This window comes from Paraburkholderia graminis C4D1M (assembly GCF_000172415.1).
Taxonomy (GTDB): domain Bacteria; phylum Pseudomonadota; class Gammaproteobacteria; order Burkholderiales; family Burkholderiaceae; genus Paraburkholderia; species Paraburkholderia graminis.
The window spans coordinates 213,942-231,124 of sequence record NZ_ABLD01000001.1; the positions used below are offsets into that span (position 1 = coordinate 213,942).

Consider the following 17,183-nt stretch of genomic DNA (forward strand, 5'->3'; position numbering starts at 1 on the left):
GACAATGCGAGCGCGAGATTCCCGACACTCGTTGAACGCACTTGCGGCCGACCGACCGTTAGCTCGAGCCATCGGCGACTATTACCGGCCCAGCATCAGGTCCAGGTTCTGAACCGCAGCGCCCGACGCGCCTTTGCCAAGATTGTCGAAAACCGCGGACAGCAGGACATGTCCGTGTTCCATGTTAGGAAATACGCTCAAGCGCATGTCGTTCGTACCGTTCAACGCTCGCGGATCCAGGTGCGTCAAGACCCCCGATTCATGCAGCGGCGAAACATGGACGTGCGCTGCGTCCGCATAGTGTCGTGCGAGGCATGCGTGCAACCTGGCGCCGTCCACATCGGGTCCGAGCAGCCGCAACTGGAGCGGCACCGTCAGCACAATGCCCTGGCGAAACGCGCCATACGCGGGGACGAAAATGGGCCGCTGCGCGAGTCCTGCGTGCGTCTGGATTTCCGGAGTGTGCTTGTGCGCGAGCGCCAGGCCGTACACCTGGAACGGAGGCGCGTCGACGGCATCTTGTCCCTCGTGTTGCTCGACGCCGGCACGACCGCGTCCGGAGTAGCCGGACACTGCATGAATGCTGATGGGGTAGCTGTCTGGTATCAGCCCAGCCTGCAACAGCGGACGAAGCAATCCGATTGCCCCCGTCGGATAGCAGCCGGGATTGGTGACGCGACGGGCGCTCGCGATGCGCTCGGCTTGTCCCGGCGTCATTTCCGCGAAGCCGTATGTCCAGCCCGGCTGTGTCCGGTGCGCCGAGCTTGCGTCGATGACTCTCACGGCAGGATTGACGATGGCGTCCACTGCCTCGCGTGCGGCGGCATCGGGCAAACAGAGAATGGCGATGTCGCAGGCGTTGATGGCTTCCGCGCGACGGCGCGCATTCTTGCGGTCGGCGGCGGGGAGCGTGAACAGCGTGATGTCGGTCCGATCGCGCAGCCGTTCGTGGATCTGCAGTCCGGTAGTGCCTTGGTCGCCGTCGATGAAAACAAGGGGAGCGCTCATACGCGGAATACTCCGAGTGGTGGCTAAGGGAAGAATGAGCCCTATGTTCCCTGAGCGGATAGAATAGGGAAAGTTGAATTTGATGACCATAAAGTTCAGTTTTCCTGAATCGGGACGCCGACATGCGAGAGATCAGCCTGGACCGCCTGCGCACTTTGATTGCGATAACCGAGCGTGGCTCATTTGCCGACGCAGCGCGCGCATTGAATCTCGCCCCTCCGACGGTCAGCCTCCATATCGCCGAACTGGAGGACCGCATCGGGGCGCCGCTCCTGTCACGCAAGCGCGGGCAGGTAAGGCCGTCGGCGATAGGAGAGGTGCTGGTGGAGCGCGCGCGTCGACTGCTGGCCGATGCGGAGCAGGCGTTGGACGATATTCAACGCCAGGTGCAGGGGCTTGAAGGGCGCGTGCGGCTCGGTGCGTCGACCGGTGTGATCGCGTACCTGTTGCCGCAAGCGCTCGAGGCGCTGCGCCAGCGCAATCCCGCAATCGACGTTCAGCTTGCGGTGCTCACATCGCGTGAGACGCTGTCCCGATTGGCGGATGGAACGCTGGATGTCGGGCTGGTCGCACTGCCTCAGCCTCCCGTGGCCGGACTCGCGATAAAGGCCTGGCGGCGTGACCCCGTGATGGCCTTCGTGCCGGCGCATTGGCGCTGTCCCGCCCGTGTAACGCCTGCATGGCTTGCCGCACAGCCTCTCATTCTCAATGACGCGACCACGCGGCTCTCGCGCTTAACGGCGGAGTGGTTTGCGACCGCGGGGCATCATCCTGCGCCGCGCATTCAGCTCAACTTCAACGACGCAATCAAGAGTCTGGTAGCGGCAGGTTACGGCGCAGCGCTTTTGCCCCACGAGGCGACCACGCCATTACCCGACAGGCGCGTCGTCATGCGTCCGCTGCGCCCGGCGTTGTGGCGCCGACTCGGCATTGCACACCGTGCCGGGCACGTTGAGCGTGCCACTCAACACGTACTCGATGTCTTGTGGGATCTGCGATTAGCGTAGGCGGTTGTCAGTGCCGTTTCGGTTCGGCCTCGCCGGGACAGCACGCGACTATCCCGTCATCGGACCAAAGTCCGATACAACATTCGTATAGACCCATATAGGCTGGAAGCACATCTGCTTTCGCACTGTCGTCGCACGCAGTTTGCTCAACGTACAGGACCAGACCGCCGGCTCGCGCCAGTCATGCACGCTCCGGAAGGAATCCGCATGCGCGTCCATCTCGCTGCGCCCTCAGTTGCTTTGTCGATTGCTTTGTCACTCGCGGTGTCCGGCTGCAATATGCCGCCGATTACACATAGTCAGCGGTTGCCGTCGGACCGCATCTGCATTGATGGTCTCTTACAGGCAGCAAGAGGACACGATCATGGCGGCCGCGAGTCCGATTGCCGGTGCAGTACTGCTGGGTCTGTGGCTCTCGCTGGCGAGCGTGCCTTCAATTTCGAATGCCGCCGATGGCGAAGCCCTGGCGAGCGTGAAGACTCGCGGCGTCCTGCGTTGCGGTGTTAGCGAAGGCGTCGCGGGTTTCTCCTCTCAGGACGCCGCCGGACAATGGTCGGGTATCGATGTCGACTTCTGCCGGGCGTTGGCAGCAGCAGCGCTTGGCGATAGCCGCAAGGTCGCGTTCGTGCCGTTGAAGGCGTCGGAGCGATTTCCCGCGCTCGAGACGCGGCGAATCGACGTACTCTCCCGCAACACCACCTGGACTTTGCTGCGCGAAGGCGCACTCAAGGCGCAGTTCGCAGGCGTGCTGTTCTACGACAACCAGGCTTTCATGGTTCCGGCCGCAAGCGCATCGCAATTGGCCGGCGCGCTAAAAGGGGCAACGGTGTGCGTACAGAAGGACACGTCTACGCTTAGCCATCTCATCGCGTATTCGGATGCAAGCGGGGCGGACATCAAGCCTCTCGTGGCGGGTTCCGCGGACGAGGCGAGGCGGGCATTCTTCGCGGGCCGCTGCGCCGCCTACACAGCGGACGCATCGTACCTTGCCGCGCTGCTTCTGCACGCACCGGGCGGCTCGCAGGCCTTCGCGATCCTTCCCGAGCGGATCTCGAAAGAGCCGCTTGGGCCCGTCGTGCGCGGGGGCGATCAGGCATGGCTCACGCTCGTGCGTTGGGTGCTGCTGACGTTGATAGCCGCCGAAGAGATGGACGTGACGCGGGAGAACCTTGAGATTCGCCTGCGCAATCCATCGGTATCCAGGGCTCTCGTGCCGGACGACACGGTGACCCGCACAATCGGCGTTGAGCCAGGCTGGACCGTGCGAGCTCTCGAAAGCGTGGGCAATTACGGGCAGATGTTCGATCGCAACGTCGGCGCGCACAGTCCTCTCGGTCTCGCGCGCGGAACGAACGACTTATGGACCCGTGGCGGCCTGATGTACGCGCCGCCCATTCGTTGAATCGCGCGAGGGCTGGCATGAGCGCAATGCAGGTCTATATCGTGGTGGGCGTGTTCGCGGCAGTGATACTCGCGATCGCGTTCAATGTGATCGACATGGCCGTGGCGGCGCTAGTCGGCATGTGCGTGCTGATCGTGCTGAACATTCTCGACGAGCAGGATCTTCTCGCTGCGGTGCGAATCGCCGCCGGGCCGATCAGTCTTCTGTTCGGCGGCATGGTCGTCGCGCGCATCCTCTCGACCACCGGAGTGTTCGATCTGATCGGCGATGTGTATCTGCGGGCGACCGGCGGCAGCGGGCGGCGTTTTCTTCTGCTTCTCATCGTTGTCGTCGCGCCCTTGTGCGCGTTGCTGCCGAATGCCACGACGGTGATCCTCCTCGCACCCATCATCATTCGCGTGGCGGTGGCACTCGAAGTGGATATCGTGCTGCCGATGATCCTCACGGCGATCGTCAGCAATGCCGCCGGACTGCTGACGCTGGTCGGCGATCCGGCGACGTTTCTGGTCGGCAGCTCGATCGGCATGACGTTCGGCAACTATCTGAAGCACGTGAGTCTTGGCGGCCTGCTGGCGCTCGCCGTCGTGGTGCCGTTGTTGCCGTTCCTGATGCCCGACATCTGGCGAGTGCGGCGGACCTTGCCGCCTGCGGAACAGCGCGCGCGCATCGCGAGGCCCGCATACGCCGGTCTGTCGCTCGCGGTGCTGGCCGCAATGATGGTGCTGTTCGTGTTCGGCGAAGCGCTGCCGACGCGCCTCCTCCCGCCCATGGTCGCGCTGATTGCCAGTGCGCTGGCGCTACTCGTCGGTTACGCGGCGAAAGTCGAACCGACCGACAACGTGCTGCGCGATGTCGACTGGAAAACGCTGCTGTTCCTCGCCTGCATTTTCTGTCTGGTTCAGGCGATGGCGAAGACGGGGCTTCTTCAGGTCATGTCGGTCAAGCTATACGAGTTGTTCGGCACGCGCCTTACGCTCGTCGCGCTCGCGATGATCGCGGGCATCGGGCTGCTTTCGTCACTGCTTGCCAACGTGCCCGTAGCGGCGGCGTCTATCGTGATGGTGAAGGGCTACCTGGTGGCGGCGGAATTCGTGCCCGAAGTCGCGCTCTCGGATCAGTTCACGCAGTGGCCTGCGCCTACGATTGCAGTGTTCGTCGGCATGATGTTCGGTGCGACGCTCGGCGGCAACGCGACACTTGTCGGAGCCGCGGCCAACATAGTGGCAGCGGGAATCTGCGCACGCGAAGGCAAGCCCATTACGTTTGTCCGCTTTCTGCGCTACGGGCTGCCTGTCACCGTTGCGCAACTGGCGGCGTCGGCGGTCTATGTGTTCGCGCTCGCGCATTTCATGCGGTGACGCGCGCACGCACCGCCGCGTGCCAGGAAGACGAATGCGCAGCCAGGCAGCCCGATCATGGGACCAAAGTCCAATACAACTTTCGTCTGGACGTGTATAGGCTGGAAGCTCGCCGGCTTTAATCGGCAGATTCAACGATGCGAGCATAACGTCTGGAGTCCGTCATGAAACACCTGATCGCGGTCGCGGCGGCCGCTTCTCTTGCACTGGCATCCGTTCCTGGTGTCTGGGCGCAAGGCGCTTCTGGAACAACTGCACCGTCAGCGGCTGACCATCCCGATGAAATCGTGAAAATGCACCAGCAGGTCGCTGCGGCGAATCGCGAGTACGACAGGGAAGTCGCGGCTGCCAAAAAGGTCTTTGACCATAAGAAAAGCGACGCCAAAAAGAAACGCGACGTGGCTGTAGCCGCTGCGCGTCAGGGTGTGGACCAGTAGTAGCGGCAGTGAAGAGCGACCGCCCGACGCTGCGTTACAGCGTCGCGTATTGCCTCCGCTGTGGCAGCGAGCGACGCTTGCGCCTGTTCCGCTGGACGATGCCGCTTTCGGCCAATCCCGTGCTGCGATCCTGAACCTGACGCTTCTTCTCGCGCACGCGTGCATTGCGCTATTCCTGCGCGGAGATAACCCGATGCTGCCCACACCGACCGTTCACAGAACGCTATCCCGGGAAATGCTCGACGTATTGATTCGCGCCGGGCTGATCACTGTTCTTGCCGTATTTTGCTTCCGGATCGTCGTTCCGTTCCTCGACCTGATGGTCTGGGGACTGATCCTTGCGATCACGCTTTATCCGTTGCACATCCGGTTGCGCAGGAGCTTGCGCAACAGGGACGGTCTCGTTGCCACGCTGATCGTCCTCGTCGCGTTCGGCGTCATTCTGGTGCCGAGCTATCTGCTGGGCGTCGCGGTCGCCGATTCGATCGAGCATGTGATGGCGGTGGTGAAAAGCGGCAGCTTCCGCATTCCGCCGCCGGCCGAATCGGTTGCAGGCTGGCCGCTGGTCGGCCAGCACGTGCACGACTTCTGGCAGCAGGCCTCGACAGACCTGACGGGCCTCGCGCAGCGGTTTGCGCCGCAACTCAAAGAAGCCGGCCGTGCGTTGCTCGGCACCGTCACTGGCTTAGGCGCGGGACTGCTCATTTTCTTCATCGCGCTGATCGTCGCGGGAATTCTCATGGCGTATGGCGAAAGGGGCCACCGCAGCGCGCAGCAGATTGCGTCACGCATCTCCGGCCCTGAGCGGGGCGCGCAGATCACCGATCTCTGTACGGCGACGATTCGCGCGGTCGCTCAAGGCGTGGTGGGCATCGCGTTCATCCAGATGTTGCTGATCGGCGGCGGGTTCGTGGTGATGGGTATTCCGGCCGCGGGCTTGCTGGCGCTCGGCGTACTGCTTATCGGCATCATGCAATTGCCGGCCACGCTGATTACGCTTCCGGTGATCGCGTTCGTGATGCTCACGGAAGGCGTCAGCACGGCGACGATCGCCTTCTCCGCGTATGTGTTCGTCGCGGGCCTGGCCGATAACGTGCTCAAGCCGTTGCTGCTGGGCCGAGGCGTCGCGGTGCCGATGCCCGTGGTGCTGATCGGCGCGCTGGGCGGCATGGTGACAGGCGGCGTCATTGGGCTGTTCATCGGCCCCGTCATGCTTGCTGTCGGTTACGAGTTGTTCTGGCGATGGGTAAAAGACCAGCCGCAGGCCGAGCGGATCGACGAGAACGAGCCCGCGCGCCTCGCGCAGACAGAGGGAGCCGAAGTACCGAAGCATTCGTGACGCTGCCACACGGCGCCGGCTCGCGTCCACGTCGCGATAAGCACTTCAGCATTTCACTGTAGAGGACGTTTCCACGCTGTGCGTGTGCAGCCTGGGCGGGGTCGCGTTTCCGCCGTGTTCCGCGAGGAATCTGCAGGCGCGAATGATATCGCCGCCGAGCAGCAAAGCGGAGTTGCGGTTGATGTGAGGCCGCACCACGATCCGAAGGCTCTTCACCTCTTCAGCATCGGGCGGCATTGAATAGGCGGACAGCACCCAGCCTTTTTCGCGAACCTTGTTCGAAACGTCGAATTCGTTGAAGTTCGTGATTCGTTTGTCCAACGTCACGGCGACAACGGGGATGCGTTGCGTCTCGTTCATGATCGTGAAATAGCCGCTCTTCACGATCATTTCTCGCAGCGCGATGGCGTTGTTCAAGGTGTGCTTCATGATTCGTCTATAGCCGTCGAACCCAAGGCGCAAGAACATGTAGTACTGAACCGCGACCTGAAACGCGTTGCGGCTGAAGTTCAACGTGGCGGTCGGCATTTCGCCGCCCAGGTAGTTGACGTAGAAGACCAGATCTTCGTTGAATATTTTGCGTTCCCGAAAAACCACCCAGCCGAGTCCGGGCGGCGCCAGTCCGTATTTGTGACCGGACGCGTTGATCGATTGCACGCGTGGCAACCTGAAGTCCCATTCGTAGTCGGGATAAAGAAACGGATTAACGAATCCCCCCGACGCGCCGTCGATATGCATCGGAACCGAAATGCCGGTCTTCTGCTCATAGGCGTCGAGCCAGTCATGAATGCCCTTGATGTCGTCGTCTTCGCCAGTGAACGTCTGGCCGGCAATGGCGACTACGGCGATCGTGTTTTCGTCGACATACTTGTCCAGTTGCTCCGCGGTTAGCCGATAGTTGCCCGGCCTGAGCGGAACGATGCGGGGCTCGACGTCGAAATAGCGCAGGAATTTTTTCCACACAATCTGCACATTGCCGCCCGTCACCATATTAGGCCGGGTCGCATCCTTGCCTTCACGCTCGCGCTTCTGACGCCAGTTCCACTTGTGTGCGAGCCCGGCGAGCATGCAGGCTTCCGACGACCCAATCGTAGCCGTGCCGTACGGCTCGACTCCTGCCGGGCCATTCCATAGTTGATGCAGCCACTTCACCATGCGCGTTTCGGTTGCGAAAACCTGCGGGTACATGTCGTGGTCGATGTAGTTCTTGAAGATGTTGCGTTTTGCAACTTCTGCCGCTTCGGGCTCGGCCCATGTCGTCACGAACGACGACATGTTCAGCATCGGATTCGCGTCGGTCCATTCGTCGCTGATCACGAGCGCTGCTGCCGCTTTCGCCGACATACCCTGTTGCGGGAATGCGTTTTCAGGCACCTCCAGGTTGAATTCGTCATACGGGGTCATCTTCTCGGGGGGCGTAGTCATATGCGTCTCCTCAACAGGAATAGCGGACGCGGGTCGGCTGCTTGCGGACCCGCGCGCAGACATTGCGGTGCGGCTCGAGACGGATCTATAAGGTTTTATTCCGGTCGAGCGTGTTGCCTGTTTCACTGTTGTATCGGTCGACATGCTCGGAAAGCATGTGCCGTACGGCCTTGCCGATCTGCCTGTAGTCCGACTCGTTGAGATTGGCGAGCGAAACGCGACCCGATGGATGCATCGTCCCAAAGCCGCGCCCCGGCAGAAGTACGACACGAGCTTCACGCGCGAGACGGAACAGCAGCTCAGTGGGCGCGGTATTCTTGAGCAGCCATTCGACGAACTCGCGACCGTACGCCCGCTCGGCGAGATACTCGAGGTCGAGAACCGCGTAGTAATCGACCTGATTGGGATCGGTATCCTCGAATGAAATGCCGATCTCGTCGTAGAGTGCTTTCTTGCGGTTGCGGATGAGCCGCTTCAATGCGTTCTTGTACGCGTCGGGCGTATCCATTAACGAAAACAGCGAGAACAGCACCATCTGAACCTGCTGCGGCGTCGACAACCCGGCCGTATGGTTGAGTGCCACAGTACGACTGTCGGCCACCAGGCGGTCAATAAACTTCAGTTGATCGGGCTCGGTCGTGATCGACTCGTATCGGTGATGCATCACTTTTTTGACGTCCTGCGGCAATTCGGCGAGCAGACGGTCCAGCACATTGTCTCGATGCGTCGCGATCGCGCCAAGCCGCCAGCCCGTCGCGCCGAAGTACTTCGAGTACGAATAGACGAGAATCGTGTTGTGAGGCGCGAGGGCAAAGAGCGACACGAAGTCATCGGCGAATGTGCCGTACACGTCGTCAGTCAGCAGAATCAGGTCGGGGCGTTCTTTCACGATGTCGGCGATATACCGGAGACTGTCGTCGCTGACCTTGACAGACGACGGGTTGCTCGGATTGACGAGAAAGAATGCCTTCACCGTTGGGTCGCGTAGTTTGTCGAGTTCCTCATTCGAGTACTGCCAGTTGTTCTCTACCGTGGCGTTCAGATTGACTACGTCGAGCTCATAGTCGTTTAGCCGTGGAATTTCGATGTAAGGCGTAAAAATCGGCATGCCGAGCGCAATCCTGTCGCCCGGTTTGATGAGCCGGTTCTCGCGCATCGTGTTGAAGATATAGGTCATTGCCGCCGTCCCGCCTTCAACCGCGAAGAGGTCGAATTCGCCGACGAACGGATGCTTGCCGATCATCTCGCGTCGCAGATACTGTCCGACGATGATTTCCGACAGCTTCAGCATCCTGTCGGGCACCGGATAGTTCGACGCGAGAATGCCCTCGCACATCTCATACAGAAAATCGTTGGCGGAAAGCCCGAGCTGGTCGCGCACATAGGAAACGGCACCCGCCAGGAAGTCGATGCCCGGCGTGCCCTTGTTCTCACGCACGAACAGCTCGAAGCGTTCGGAGAGCCCATCTCGCTTCGGAAATCCGCCGACGCCCTCGGGCATGTACGCGAATGAACGTTCCGACTCGCGCATCGCAAAGAGACCGAGTTGCCAGAAACCGTGGCGCGGAATCGTCGCGAGAAAGTTCGGGTTGCCGCGGCCCGCGTTGAGCATGGCCAGATTCGCTGGGCGTTCCACCGCGCTGCCGCCAGCGGCTTTGATGAGTTCATCTTTCAGCTCGAAGGGGCTGAGTGCGGCCAGTTTCGAAGTATCGCCTGCCGCCGATTTGCGGGACTTCTCCATCACTTACCTCCAGATCGAGTATTGCGTATTCAGGTAGCCACGCACGCATTGCGCTGTCATGAAAGGACTATCACGATCACCATCCCCCAGATCGTGAGGAGTGTGTTGCCGACCGCGTAGGTGACGGTGTATCCCAGACCGGGCACCTGGCTTTTCGCAGCATCGCAGACCATGCCGAGCGCTGCCGTCGTGGTTCGGGCACCCGCACAGATGCCGAACAGCAGCGCGGGATGGAATTTGAATATGTATTTGGCGATGAACATGCCGAGGATCAGCGGAACCGATGTTGCGACGATGCCCCAAAGAAACAGACTGACGCCGAGTTGCTGCAATCCGGCGACGAAACCGGGACCGGCGGTGATGCCCACCACCGCGATAAACACGTTCAACCCCACCGAGTTCATGAACCAGATCGTCGGTTCGGGAATGCGGCCGAACGTCGGATGTATCGCACGGAACCAGCCGAATGCGATGCCGGCGATGAGCGCGCCGCCCGCCGTCGACAACGTAATTGGAATCGCGCCGACACGGATCACCACTGCACCGATCAGGGCGCCCACCGCAATGGCGAGCGAGACGAAAGCCATATCGGCTACGCTTGTCGACCGGTCCAGCACGCCGATGGCCTCGGCTGCAGCGGTTGTATCCTGCGTGCGTCCGACGACGGTGATCACATCGCCGCGGTGCAACCTGGTGTTGGGCAGTATCGGAATGGGCGTCTCAGTCGGTCCGCGCTTGATCTTCCGTAAAAACACTCCTCTTGCAGCGGGGAGTGTGCTCAGTTCCTGCAGCGTCTTGTTGTCGATTGCCTTGCTGGTCACGTAGATGTCGACGCCTTCGACAGGAACCGCGAGAAGATCGGGATCGTCGATCTCCAGTGCCGCGGGCCCGATGGCGTTGACAAGTTGTTCACGGCGTCCCGCCACCGCGACGATGTCGTCGGGTTGTAAAACCAGATCGAGTGTGGCGTCCCGTATCTGGCCGTCGCGTCTGATGCGTTCAATAAAAAGCCTGCTGTTTACCGCAGCCATTGTTTCGGCCTGTGCAACTGTCAACCCTGCGGCAGGCCCGTTGCTTTGAACACGATATGCGCGGAATTCGAATTTATGCCATGCCTGACCAGCGCCGCCCAGTTCGCGCGTGGCGCCAAGGCTTGCTTCATACTCCTTGCAGGCGGCCACGAGGTCGATGCGCAATAGCCGGGGGCCGAGCGTGGCGAGTATCAGTGCAGAGCCGATCGTGCCGAATATATAGGTGACGGCATAGGCGGTCGGCATGGCGTTGAGAAGCGCCTTGCTCTCGTCCGCCGGCAAGCCGAGGCGATTGATGGCGTCGGTGGCAAGGCCCATCGACGCCGAGATTGTTTGCGAGCCGGCCAACAGCCCGGCAGCCGAGCCGATGCTGTAACCCGCGACTTTTGCCGCGACCACAGGCGCCGCCAGACATAGCAGGCACTGAACCACGGAGAAAAGCGCTTGCGGAATGCCGTCCTTCGCGATGCCCCGTACGAATTGCGGACCCACGCCGTATCCCACTGCGAAGAGGAACATCAGGAAGAAAACTGACTTCACATTCGGCGAAACAGTAATGCCTAGCTGGCCTATCGCTATGGCGGCGAGAAGCGTTGCCGTCACCGCGCCGAGACTAAATCCCTTGAAGCTTTTTCCGCCGACCCAATAGCCAATTCCAAGAGACAGGAAAATTGCAATTTCCGGGTAACTGCGTAGTGTTTCCGAGAGCCATGACATACGCACTCCTGATGGAAAGTACTCCGTCCAAAGGAAGCAGTTGGTCCGATACAGTTTCTCTGCGACGCCTTGTTTTCGCGACCCTATCAAGATTACATTTCCGACATTTCGCGATGTATCGGACCTTGGTCCTATTTGGTGCAGTTTCGTCGGCTTTGCCGTTTTTTTGCGAGACCCCAAGTCAGCGCAAAAGCATTATTTCTTGACGGCCGGTTCGACCGAGATGGCAAGCGCTTCGGTATACACGGCTTCCACCTGATCGCCCTTTTTTATGTTCGCGATCTGTTCCGGATCTTCAACAACCAGGTCCACTATGTTGCCCTTCGGACCCTTCAGCGTGACGGTTTTGGTTTTGGGGTGAACTGCGATCACGTCGGCGACGATTGTGACTTGTCGCCCTAATGTGCCGCCGGGTTTTTGGCCTTTGGCCGCGCGCTCCATTGAAGGCTGTTCCGAAATCGACGCGGGCTCAGTGCCGTTTTTCTTGAGACTGAGGCTTAGCGATTCGCGGTAGACCGTTGTCACCACGTCGCCTACCTTCAACTGGTCGAAGTTGCGCGCCTCGGGGCCGACTTCGACCTCGACCATTTTTCCTTGCTGCGTTTTTAACGTGACAGTTCGGGTCGCAGCATCGATGGAGTCCACGGTCGCCGTCATCCGGCTGGTGCCTTTAATGCTGGCGTGGCCGGGAGCTTTCATCGTCTCCACATTTTCCGTCTGTGCCCACGCTGTCGGGGCGATGGCGATCATCGTGGCGATGAGTAGCGCTGTTCTGTGCTTCATTGAATTCTCCATTGGGTGAGGACACTCTTTCGTTGACAGTCCGAACATGCCGGGAATCCGCCATGCCTTGGACCACCAGGTGCAAAGCAGGGCAAGCAAGGCATTGGCATGCCGGATCGTTGGACGCCTTCTTCTGTCTGTTTGCAGTTCCTCCCTGTGGCTGTCAGTTGGGCGGCGCGGTAACGCCGGCGCTGGCAACGCCATGCCACTCATCGATGACATCGGCCACCGACACGCGCCGTCCGATATAACCCACCTGTTGTTCCACTCCCTCGGCGCGCAGGATATCGCGCGCGCTTGCATGAGCACTGACGAGCCGCAGGCGTATGCCGGCCGCTGCCAGTTCGGCGTGCAACGCCGCCAGCATGCGTGCGCCCGCAAGATCGACGAACGGCGAAGCGGAGAGATCGCATATCACGAGCGAGTGTGTCTGCGCGGAAGCGCGAATATGTGCCCACACCGTGGCGCGAACATAGTCGGCGTTGAAGTAGAGCAACGATGCTTCGACCCGGAACATCAATGCGCCAGGTACTGGCTGATTGTCGGGATTGCGCTCGATATCCGAATAGCGGCGCGTGCCGGGAATGCGGCCCAGAACCGCGACGTGCGGACAGGCAGCGCGTCTGATAAGCAGCAACATGGAAACGAGCACGGCGAAGATGACGCCTTTCAGAATGCCAAGCAGCAGCACCGCGGCAAAAGCCACCATCGCAACGAGAAATTCATAGCGGCTGACGCGCCATACGTGGCGCAGTTCGTCGATGTCGATGAGACCTTTAACCGCGATGAGCACGATCGCCGCGAGAACCACGTTAGGCAGATTGGCGAGGAGTCCTGTCAGGAACATCAGGCAAAGCCCGATCGTCACGGAAGCGAACACGAGCGAGAGGGGCGTCCTTGCGCCGGCTTTGTCGTTCACCGACGATTGGGAGAGTCCGCCGGCCACAGGGAAACCCTGAAAAAAGCCAGCCGCCAGATTCGCAGCGCCGAGGCCCAGCAATTCCTGACGCGGATCGATCTCATAGCCTCGCGTGTGCGCGATGGCGCGCGCGGCGGAGACGCTTTCTACATAAGCGAGCAGCAGACAGGCGAAGGCGAGCGGAATCACTCCGTCCACGTCGCGCAAGCGTAGGCCCGGCGCATGAAACGCGGGCAAGCCCTGTGGGATCGCACCGACGACCTTGACGCCCATCGATGCGAGCGGTGTGACCGACATCAGGATGATGGAGGCCACGACTAGCAGCAGCGCGACTGGGCGCCCCGGCAGATGCCGTTCTCCGAGCAGCAGCAGGACGATGACGGCTAGCCCGAACGCGAGCACCGTGAAATTCGTATCGGGCAGTTGCCGGGCGAGCACGACGATGCGCTCGAAGAACTGTTCGCCTCCACCCTGGACACCGAACAGCTTGGGCAACTGCGTGAGCGCGATCGTGAGCGCCGCGCCGGCCTTGAAGCCAAGCAGAATCGTTTCGCTGATGAAGTTGACGAGGGAGCTGAGCCGAAGTATCCATGCGACGACGGACATCGCTCCCAGCAGTATTGCCGTCAGCGCCGCGATGGACGCGAAGCGCTCAGGGTCTCCACCTGCGAGGCCCGCGACCGTCACGCCGACGAGCATTGAAATGGCCGATGTCGGTCCGACCGCAAGCTGCCGCGAGGATCCGAAGATGGCGTAGCAGAGGCCGCCGAGCAGATAACAGTAGATGCCGTATTGGGGCGGCAACCCGGCAAGCGTTGCATACGCGAGCGACACGGGAATGCCGTAGGCCGCAAGCGTCACGCCCGCAATCGCGTCGTGCCTCAGCCACTCGGCGCGGTAGGCAGGAAGCCACTGCGCGACGGGAAATACCGCACGCCAGCCGGCGACACGCTCCGGGTTCAACATGGATGGCTGTGGGCGAGGCGGGTCGCTCATCGCGAGGTCTCCTTTCGCGGAGCCGGTTCGAGCTCGTAGCGGGGCGCGAACAGAGCCGTCCGGGCGTCACCCATTCACGGCGACGATCATGTACCGATTGTTCAGCATAGTGCGGGGGAGAACCGGTGCACATCGGACTTTGGTCCTGGTGCAGATTGCGGCTGTCCGATGGCATCGTCGAACGGATACGACCATGGTCCGATTGTGTTCGCCCGGCAGGCGACACAATCTTCGAAGCAGGACTGTGCGTTCCCAGGTTCGCGGCGCGCCTGCGCGACCTGCGCGCGTGCGTGACGGATAGGGACGAGTCGCACAGACACGCTGACGGCGGCCGACGGTCGATGGGCTTCGGCGCGGCGGTGAGGTTCGTCAGCGTCCATGACGATATGCGTCGACGGCGCCGCATGCGGGCCGCTGTATCCGACGGCGCGGCACGCACGGGCAGATGCAATCCGATGCCGTCATCGCGCGCCCAATCGAGGAGTCGCTGTGAACACTTACAGGGAACGCTGCTTTTGCGCGGTGCTTGCGAGCGGAGTGTTGTTTGGCTCCGCCGTGCAGGCCAAGCCGGTTGCCTATCCCGCCAAAGGGCAAAGCCAGCAACAGCAGCAGAAGGACGACGGCGCATGCTATTCGTGGGCCAAGAGCAACACGGGCATCGATCCAGCGACGGTGAACACCAGCCCGCCACCACCTTCGGGACCTGCGGTCGGCGGCGGCGAGCGTGTTAGAGGCGCCGCGCGCGGCGCCGCTGGAGGCGCAGCGATAGGCGCGATTGCCGGTGACGCGGGCAAGGGCGCCGCAATCGGTGCAGCGGGTGGCACGATGGCCGGCGGCGCGCGGGCTCGCAACAATCAACGGGCTGCAGCGGCCTCCACTCAGGCTCAATCGCAAGGGGCTATCGATACTTATGATCGGGCGTGGGCCGCATGCATGCAAGGGCGAGGATATTCGGTGAAATGAGGCGAAAGAGGGATCCTAAGCGACGCAACGAGTTGCGCGCCTCCCGCGACGCGGATACGAGCGCGCTGTAAGACCAAAGTCCGATTCGCCGAGTCAGCCGCCATGACATCATGTAATCGGGCACGGAAAGTTTCGCCACGGCAACACTATGGAGGTGAACAATGAACAGACGGCATTTTGTGCTGACGACTACTGCTGCCGCGGCCGCCGGGACTCTGGTTCTTGCCGGTTGCACGATGACGTCCAGCAGCGGCAAGAGTGGCGAGACCGATGCTTCGAAGCGCCAGGCGATAGATGCGAGCGTCGATGGCACGTTGAGCCGGCTGTCATCGACGGTGCAAGGTTCGCGCGAGCTCATGTCAAAGGCTCAAGGCATCCTCGTGTTCCCGGACGTGAAGAAGGCGGCGTTTATCGTCGGCGCCGAGTATGGCGAGGGCGCATTGCGTTCCGGCGGCAAGACGGCCGGCTACTTCAGCGTGGCGGGAGCGTCGTTTGGGTTCCAGGCAGGGGCACAGTCGACCGCGGTCATTTTCCTCTTCATGACCCAGGATTCGCTCGCTGCGTTCCAAAGTTCGGCAGGCTGGTCGGCGGGTGGCGATGTGGGGGTGTCGATCGCCAAGGTCGGTGCCAACGGGGCTATCGATACGACGTCCGCGTCGTCGCAAGTCGTGGCGCTCGTGCTGACCAATGTCGGTCTGATGGCCGATGCGTCGGTCAACGGCGCGAAAGTGACCCGGCTGACGATATGAACGCGCCGCGCCACGTGCGCGGCTTCTCCTAGCTGTCGTCGTGCTCCGGCATGACCTGCGCGACGATGGTCCGGCTCTTCCAGAACATGTTGTGGATTCGCGACTGCAGGCGGCGCAATGCGTCCGGCGGAGTGTCGTGGAAGGTGAGCACGAGCGCGGGCCGCGCTCCGGTTCCGTGATAGCGCATGACCTGATCAAACGGCGGAAATCCGTACTTGATAAGAAAGTCCCTGATTTCGTCGTCCGAAGTGCTCTCTTCGACGTTTCCTATCCAGAGATCGGCCATGATGCGCTCCTTGAGTGTCCGTCAATTCATCGGTCGGGCCATGAGGTTGACGCCGCCGCCGCTATACGGCGGCTCTCGGGCCAAGCGCGGGATCAGCGGCGGGCGGCTCGCCATCGCTTTGATCCTGAAGGCGGCAGTTGACCCTGGCAATTAGACCAAAGTCCTACACGCGCACGGCGGTCGCTCTAATGCGCCGGTTTCTCCGCATGGCCTCTGTCCCGATGCAGCCACGCTAACCTCCCAGCGCTTTCACCGCCGCGATGAGCACGACGCCGAGCAAGGCCATAGCAAGGCCCGTGCGCAGCGGCTTCAGATATTCCGCGTAGCGGCCAAGCGCGACGCCAAGCACGAACAGCATCGCGACGGTGATTACCCGTGACGTGTTCATGGCGGCCTTCACGTCGCTCAACAGCAGAAAAGGGACGACCACCGGAAAAGTGGCAATGACCACTAGCGCGAAGATGCCGGCGGCTTCGACAAAGTCCCGCGGCCCGAGTGCGTGACGACGAAGCGGCTCGATCGTCTGCAAACGCCTGCGCATACCTTCGAGTTCGTCGTCGCCCGTAATGACCCGCACGTGCTCCGGCAATTCATCGGCAATCAGTCGGCGTGCGCCGTTCGCGTCCGCGCCGAGCGCCTTGTGTGCGATGCGGCGTATCCGCGTGCGTTCGGTCGCGGTCCGCATCAGATACATGACTGCGTCAACAAGTCCCCACGCGATATTGCAGCCGAGGGCGGCAATGCTCGCCGCACGGGCCGGGTCGCGCGAGGTGGAAGCTATCGATACGGAGCCCATAATTGTCACGGCCATGAGGAGGCCGAACAGGATTTCGGAGACGCGATCGATGAGATTGAGCAACGGCACACGCTTATCCTGCTCCATGAACACCTCTTACCGATTGTTCATTGTTCATTACCTGACGGCTTCTTCGGGCGCGGCTATTTGCGCTATCGACAGATGCGCGCTGCGTTGAAGCGGCTACGCAATGCATTGGATCATGGTGGCTGCTCGCCAACATCGG

At 61.4% G+C, this 17,183-nt stretch carries 15 protein-coding genes; 7 read left to right on the plus strand and 8 right to left on the minus strand.

The features are described from left to right. Window positions 1–81 precede the first annotated feature (81 nt). The gene (gene argC, locus BGRAMDRAFT_RS01030) at window positions 82–1,008 is read right to left on the minus strand and encodes an N-acetyl-gamma-glutamyl-phosphate reductase (RefSeq protein WP_006046757.1); all 927 of its coding nucleotides are present in this window, start codon (window positions 1,006–1,008) and stop codon (window positions 82–84) included. A gap of 122 nt (window positions 1,009–1,130) precedes the next feature. Between argC and BGRAMDRAFT_RS01035 the strand changes: the two genes are divergently transcribed. The 5 genes from BGRAMDRAFT_RS01035 to BGRAMDRAFT_RS01055 all read left to right on the plus strand — a co-directional run bounded on the left by BGRAMDRAFT_RS01035 (window position 1,131) and on the right by BGRAMDRAFT_RS01055 (window position 6,551). Continuing rightward, on the plus strand, window positions 1,131–2,015 hold the full coding sequence (locus tag BGRAMDRAFT_RS01035; RefSeq protein ID WP_006046758.1) for a LysR family transcriptional regulator: 885 nt from the start codon (window positions 1,131–1,133) through the stop codon (window positions 2,013–2,015). Between the two features lie 364 nt (window positions 2,016–2,379). Further along, complete coding sequence (locus BGRAMDRAFT_RS01040; RefSeq protein WP_006046760.1) at window positions 2,380–3,417, plus strand: amino acid ABC transporter substrate-binding protein; 1,038 nt, start codon at window positions 2,380–2,382, stop codon at window positions 3,415–3,417. 17 nt (window positions 3,418–3,434) lie between these two features. Next, window positions 3,435–4,775 (plus strand): ArsB/NhaD family transporter, encoded by a 1,341-nt coding sequence (locus tag BGRAMDRAFT_RS01045; RefSeq protein ID WP_006046761.1) that lies wholly within the window; start codon window positions 3,435–3,437, stop codon window positions 4,773–4,775. 164 nt (window positions 4,776–4,939) lie between these two features. Then, a complete protein-coding gene (locus BGRAMDRAFT_RS01050; protein ID WP_006046762.1) occupies window positions 4,940–5,212 on the plus strand; it encodes a hypothetical protein in 273 nt (90 codons plus the stop codon). A gap of 193 nt (window positions 5,213–5,405) precedes the next feature. Next, complete coding sequence (locus BGRAMDRAFT_RS01055) at window positions 5,406–6,551, plus strand: AI-2E family transporter (protein WP_006046763.1); 1,146 nt, start codon at window positions 5,406–5,408, stop codon at window positions 6,549–6,551. Between the two features lie 45 nt (window positions 6,552–6,596). On the opposite strand, the gene BGRAMDRAFT_RS01060 is transcribed toward BGRAMDRAFT_RS01055, so the two are convergent. The 5 genes from BGRAMDRAFT_RS01060 to BGRAMDRAFT_RS01080 all read right to left on the minus strand — a co-directional run bounded on the left by BGRAMDRAFT_RS01060 (window position 6,597) and on the right by BGRAMDRAFT_RS01080 (window position 14,163). Then, the gene (locus BGRAMDRAFT_RS01060) at window positions 6,597–7,976 is read right to left on the minus strand and encodes a glutamate decarboxylase (protein WP_006046764.1); all 1,380 of its coding nucleotides are present in this window, start codon (window positions 7,974–7,976) and stop codon (window positions 6,597–6,599) included. 85 nt (window positions 7,977–8,061) lie between these two features. Then, window positions 8,062–9,717 (minus strand): bifunctional aspartate transaminase/aspartate 4-decarboxylase, encoded by a 1,656-nt coding sequence (locus tag BGRAMDRAFT_RS01065; RefSeq protein WP_006046765.1) that lies wholly within the window; start codon window positions 9,715–9,717, stop codon window positions 8,062–8,064. 56 nt (window positions 9,718–9,773) lie between these two features. Then, the gene (gene aspT / locus BGRAMDRAFT_RS01070; protein ID WP_006046766.1) at window positions 9,774–11,465 is read right to left on the minus strand and encodes an aspartate-alanine antiporter; all 1,692 of its coding nucleotides are present in this window, start codon (window positions 11,463–11,465) and stop codon (window positions 9,774–9,776) included. Between the two features lie 195 nt (window positions 11,466–11,660). Further along, on the minus strand, window positions 11,661–12,248 hold the full coding sequence (locus tag BGRAMDRAFT_RS01075; protein ID WP_006046767.1) for a hypothetical protein: 588 nt from the start codon (window positions 12,246–12,248) through the stop codon (window positions 11,661–11,663). 163 nt (window positions 12,249–12,411) lie between these two features. Beyond that, window positions 12,412–14,163, minus strand: coding sequence for a SulP family inorganic anion transporter (locus BGRAMDRAFT_RS01080; protein ID WP_006046768.1), 1,752 nt, complete (start codon window positions 14,161–14,163; stop codon window positions 12,412–12,414). Window positions 14,164–14,685: 522 nt separating this feature from the next. Between BGRAMDRAFT_RS01080 and BGRAMDRAFT_RS01085 the strand changes: the two genes are divergently transcribed. Then, window positions 14,686–15,126, plus strand: coding sequence for a glycine zipper family protein (locus BGRAMDRAFT_RS01085; protein WP_044020158.1), 441 nt, complete (start codon window positions 14,686–14,688; stop codon window positions 15,124–15,126). A gap of 161 nt (window positions 15,127–15,287) precedes the next feature. Next, window positions 15,288–15,875 carry a BPSL1445 family SYLF domain-containing lipoprotein gene (locus BGRAMDRAFT_RS01090; RefSeq protein WP_006046770.1) on the plus strand — a complete coding sequence of 196 codons (588 nt, stop codon included), beginning with the start codon at window positions 15,288–15,290 and terminating at the stop codon, window positions 15,873–15,875. Between the two features lie 28 nt (window positions 15,876–15,903). Here BGRAMDRAFT_RS01090 and BGRAMDRAFT_RS01095 read toward each other — a convergent pair whose 3' ends face one another. Together BGRAMDRAFT_RS01095 and BGRAMDRAFT_RS01100 are read right to left on the minus strand one after the other, a co-directional pair. Then, window positions 15,904–16,161 carry an RNA recognition motif domain-containing protein gene (locus tag BGRAMDRAFT_RS01095; RefSeq protein ID WP_006046771.1) on the minus strand — a complete coding sequence of 86 codons (258 nt, stop codon included), beginning with the start codon at window positions 16,159–16,161 and terminating at the stop codon, window positions 15,904–15,906. Between the two features lie 232 nt (window positions 16,162–16,393). Continuing rightward, window positions 16,394–17,044, minus strand: coding sequence for a hypothetical protein (locus BGRAMDRAFT_RS01100; protein ID WP_006046773.1), 651 nt, complete (start codon window positions 17,042–17,044; stop codon window positions 16,394–16,396). Between the last annotated feature and the right edge of the window lie 139 nt (window positions 17,045–17,183).

What these genes read in the sequence shown, in the direction of transcription:
- argC (WP_006046757.1), bottom strand. Translation starts at nt 1,008, where the DNA reads ATGAGCGCTCCCCTTGTTTTCATCGACGGCGACCAAGGCACTACCGGA.
- BGRAMDRAFT_RS01035 (WP_006046758.1), top strand. Translation starts at nt 1,131, where the DNA reads ATGCGAGAGATCAGCCTGGACCGCCTGCGCACTTTGATTGCGATAACC.
- BGRAMDRAFT_RS01040 (WP_006046760.1), top strand. Translation starts at nt 2,380, where the DNA reads ATGGCGGCCGCGAGTCCGATTGCCGGTGCAGTACTGCTGGGTCTGTGG.
- BGRAMDRAFT_RS01045 (WP_006046761.1), top strand. Translation starts at nt 3,435, where the DNA reads ATGAGCGCAATGCAGGTCTATATCGTGGTGGGCGTGTTCGCGGCAGTG.
- BGRAMDRAFT_RS01050 (WP_006046762.1), top strand. Translation starts at nt 4,940, where the DNA reads ATGAAACACCTGATCGCGGTCGCGGCGGCCGCTTCTCTTGCACTGGCA.
- BGRAMDRAFT_RS01055 (WP_006046763.1), top strand. Translation starts at nt 5,406, where the DNA reads ATGCTGCCCACACCGACCGTTCACAGAACGCTATCCCGGGAAATGCTC.
- BGRAMDRAFT_RS01060 (WP_006046764.1), bottom strand. Translation starts at nt 7,976, where the DNA reads ATGACTACGCCCCCCGAGAAGATGACCCCGTATGACGAATTCAACCTG.
- BGRAMDRAFT_RS01065 (WP_006046765.1), bottom strand. Translation starts at nt 9,717, where the DNA reads ATGGAGAAGTCCCGCAAATCGGCGGCAGGCGATACTTCGAAACTGGCC.
- aspT (WP_006046766.1), bottom strand. Translation starts at nt 11,465, where the DNA reads ATGTCATGGCTCTCGGAAACACTACGCAGTTACCCGGAAATTGCAATT.
- BGRAMDRAFT_RS01075 (WP_006046767.1), bottom strand. Translation starts at nt 12,248, where the DNA reads ATGAAGCACAGAACAGCGCTACTCATCGCCACGATGATCGCCATCGCC.
- BGRAMDRAFT_RS01080 (WP_006046768.1), bottom strand. Translation starts at nt 14,163, where the DNA reads ATGAGCGACCCGCCTCGCCCACAGCCATCCATGTTGAACCCGGAGCGT.
- BGRAMDRAFT_RS01090 (WP_006046770.1), top strand. Translation starts at nt 15,288, where the DNA reads ATGAACAGACGGCATTTTGTGCTGACGACTACTGCTGCCGCGGCCGCC.
- BGRAMDRAFT_RS01095 (WP_006046771.1), bottom strand. Translation starts at nt 16,161, where the DNA reads ATGGCCGATCTCTGGATAGGAAACGTCGAAGAGAGCACTTCGGACGAC.
- BGRAMDRAFT_RS01100 (WP_006046773.1), bottom strand. Translation starts at nt 17,044, where the DNA reads ATGGAGCAGGATAAGCGTGTGCCGTTGCTCAATCTCATCGATCGCGTC.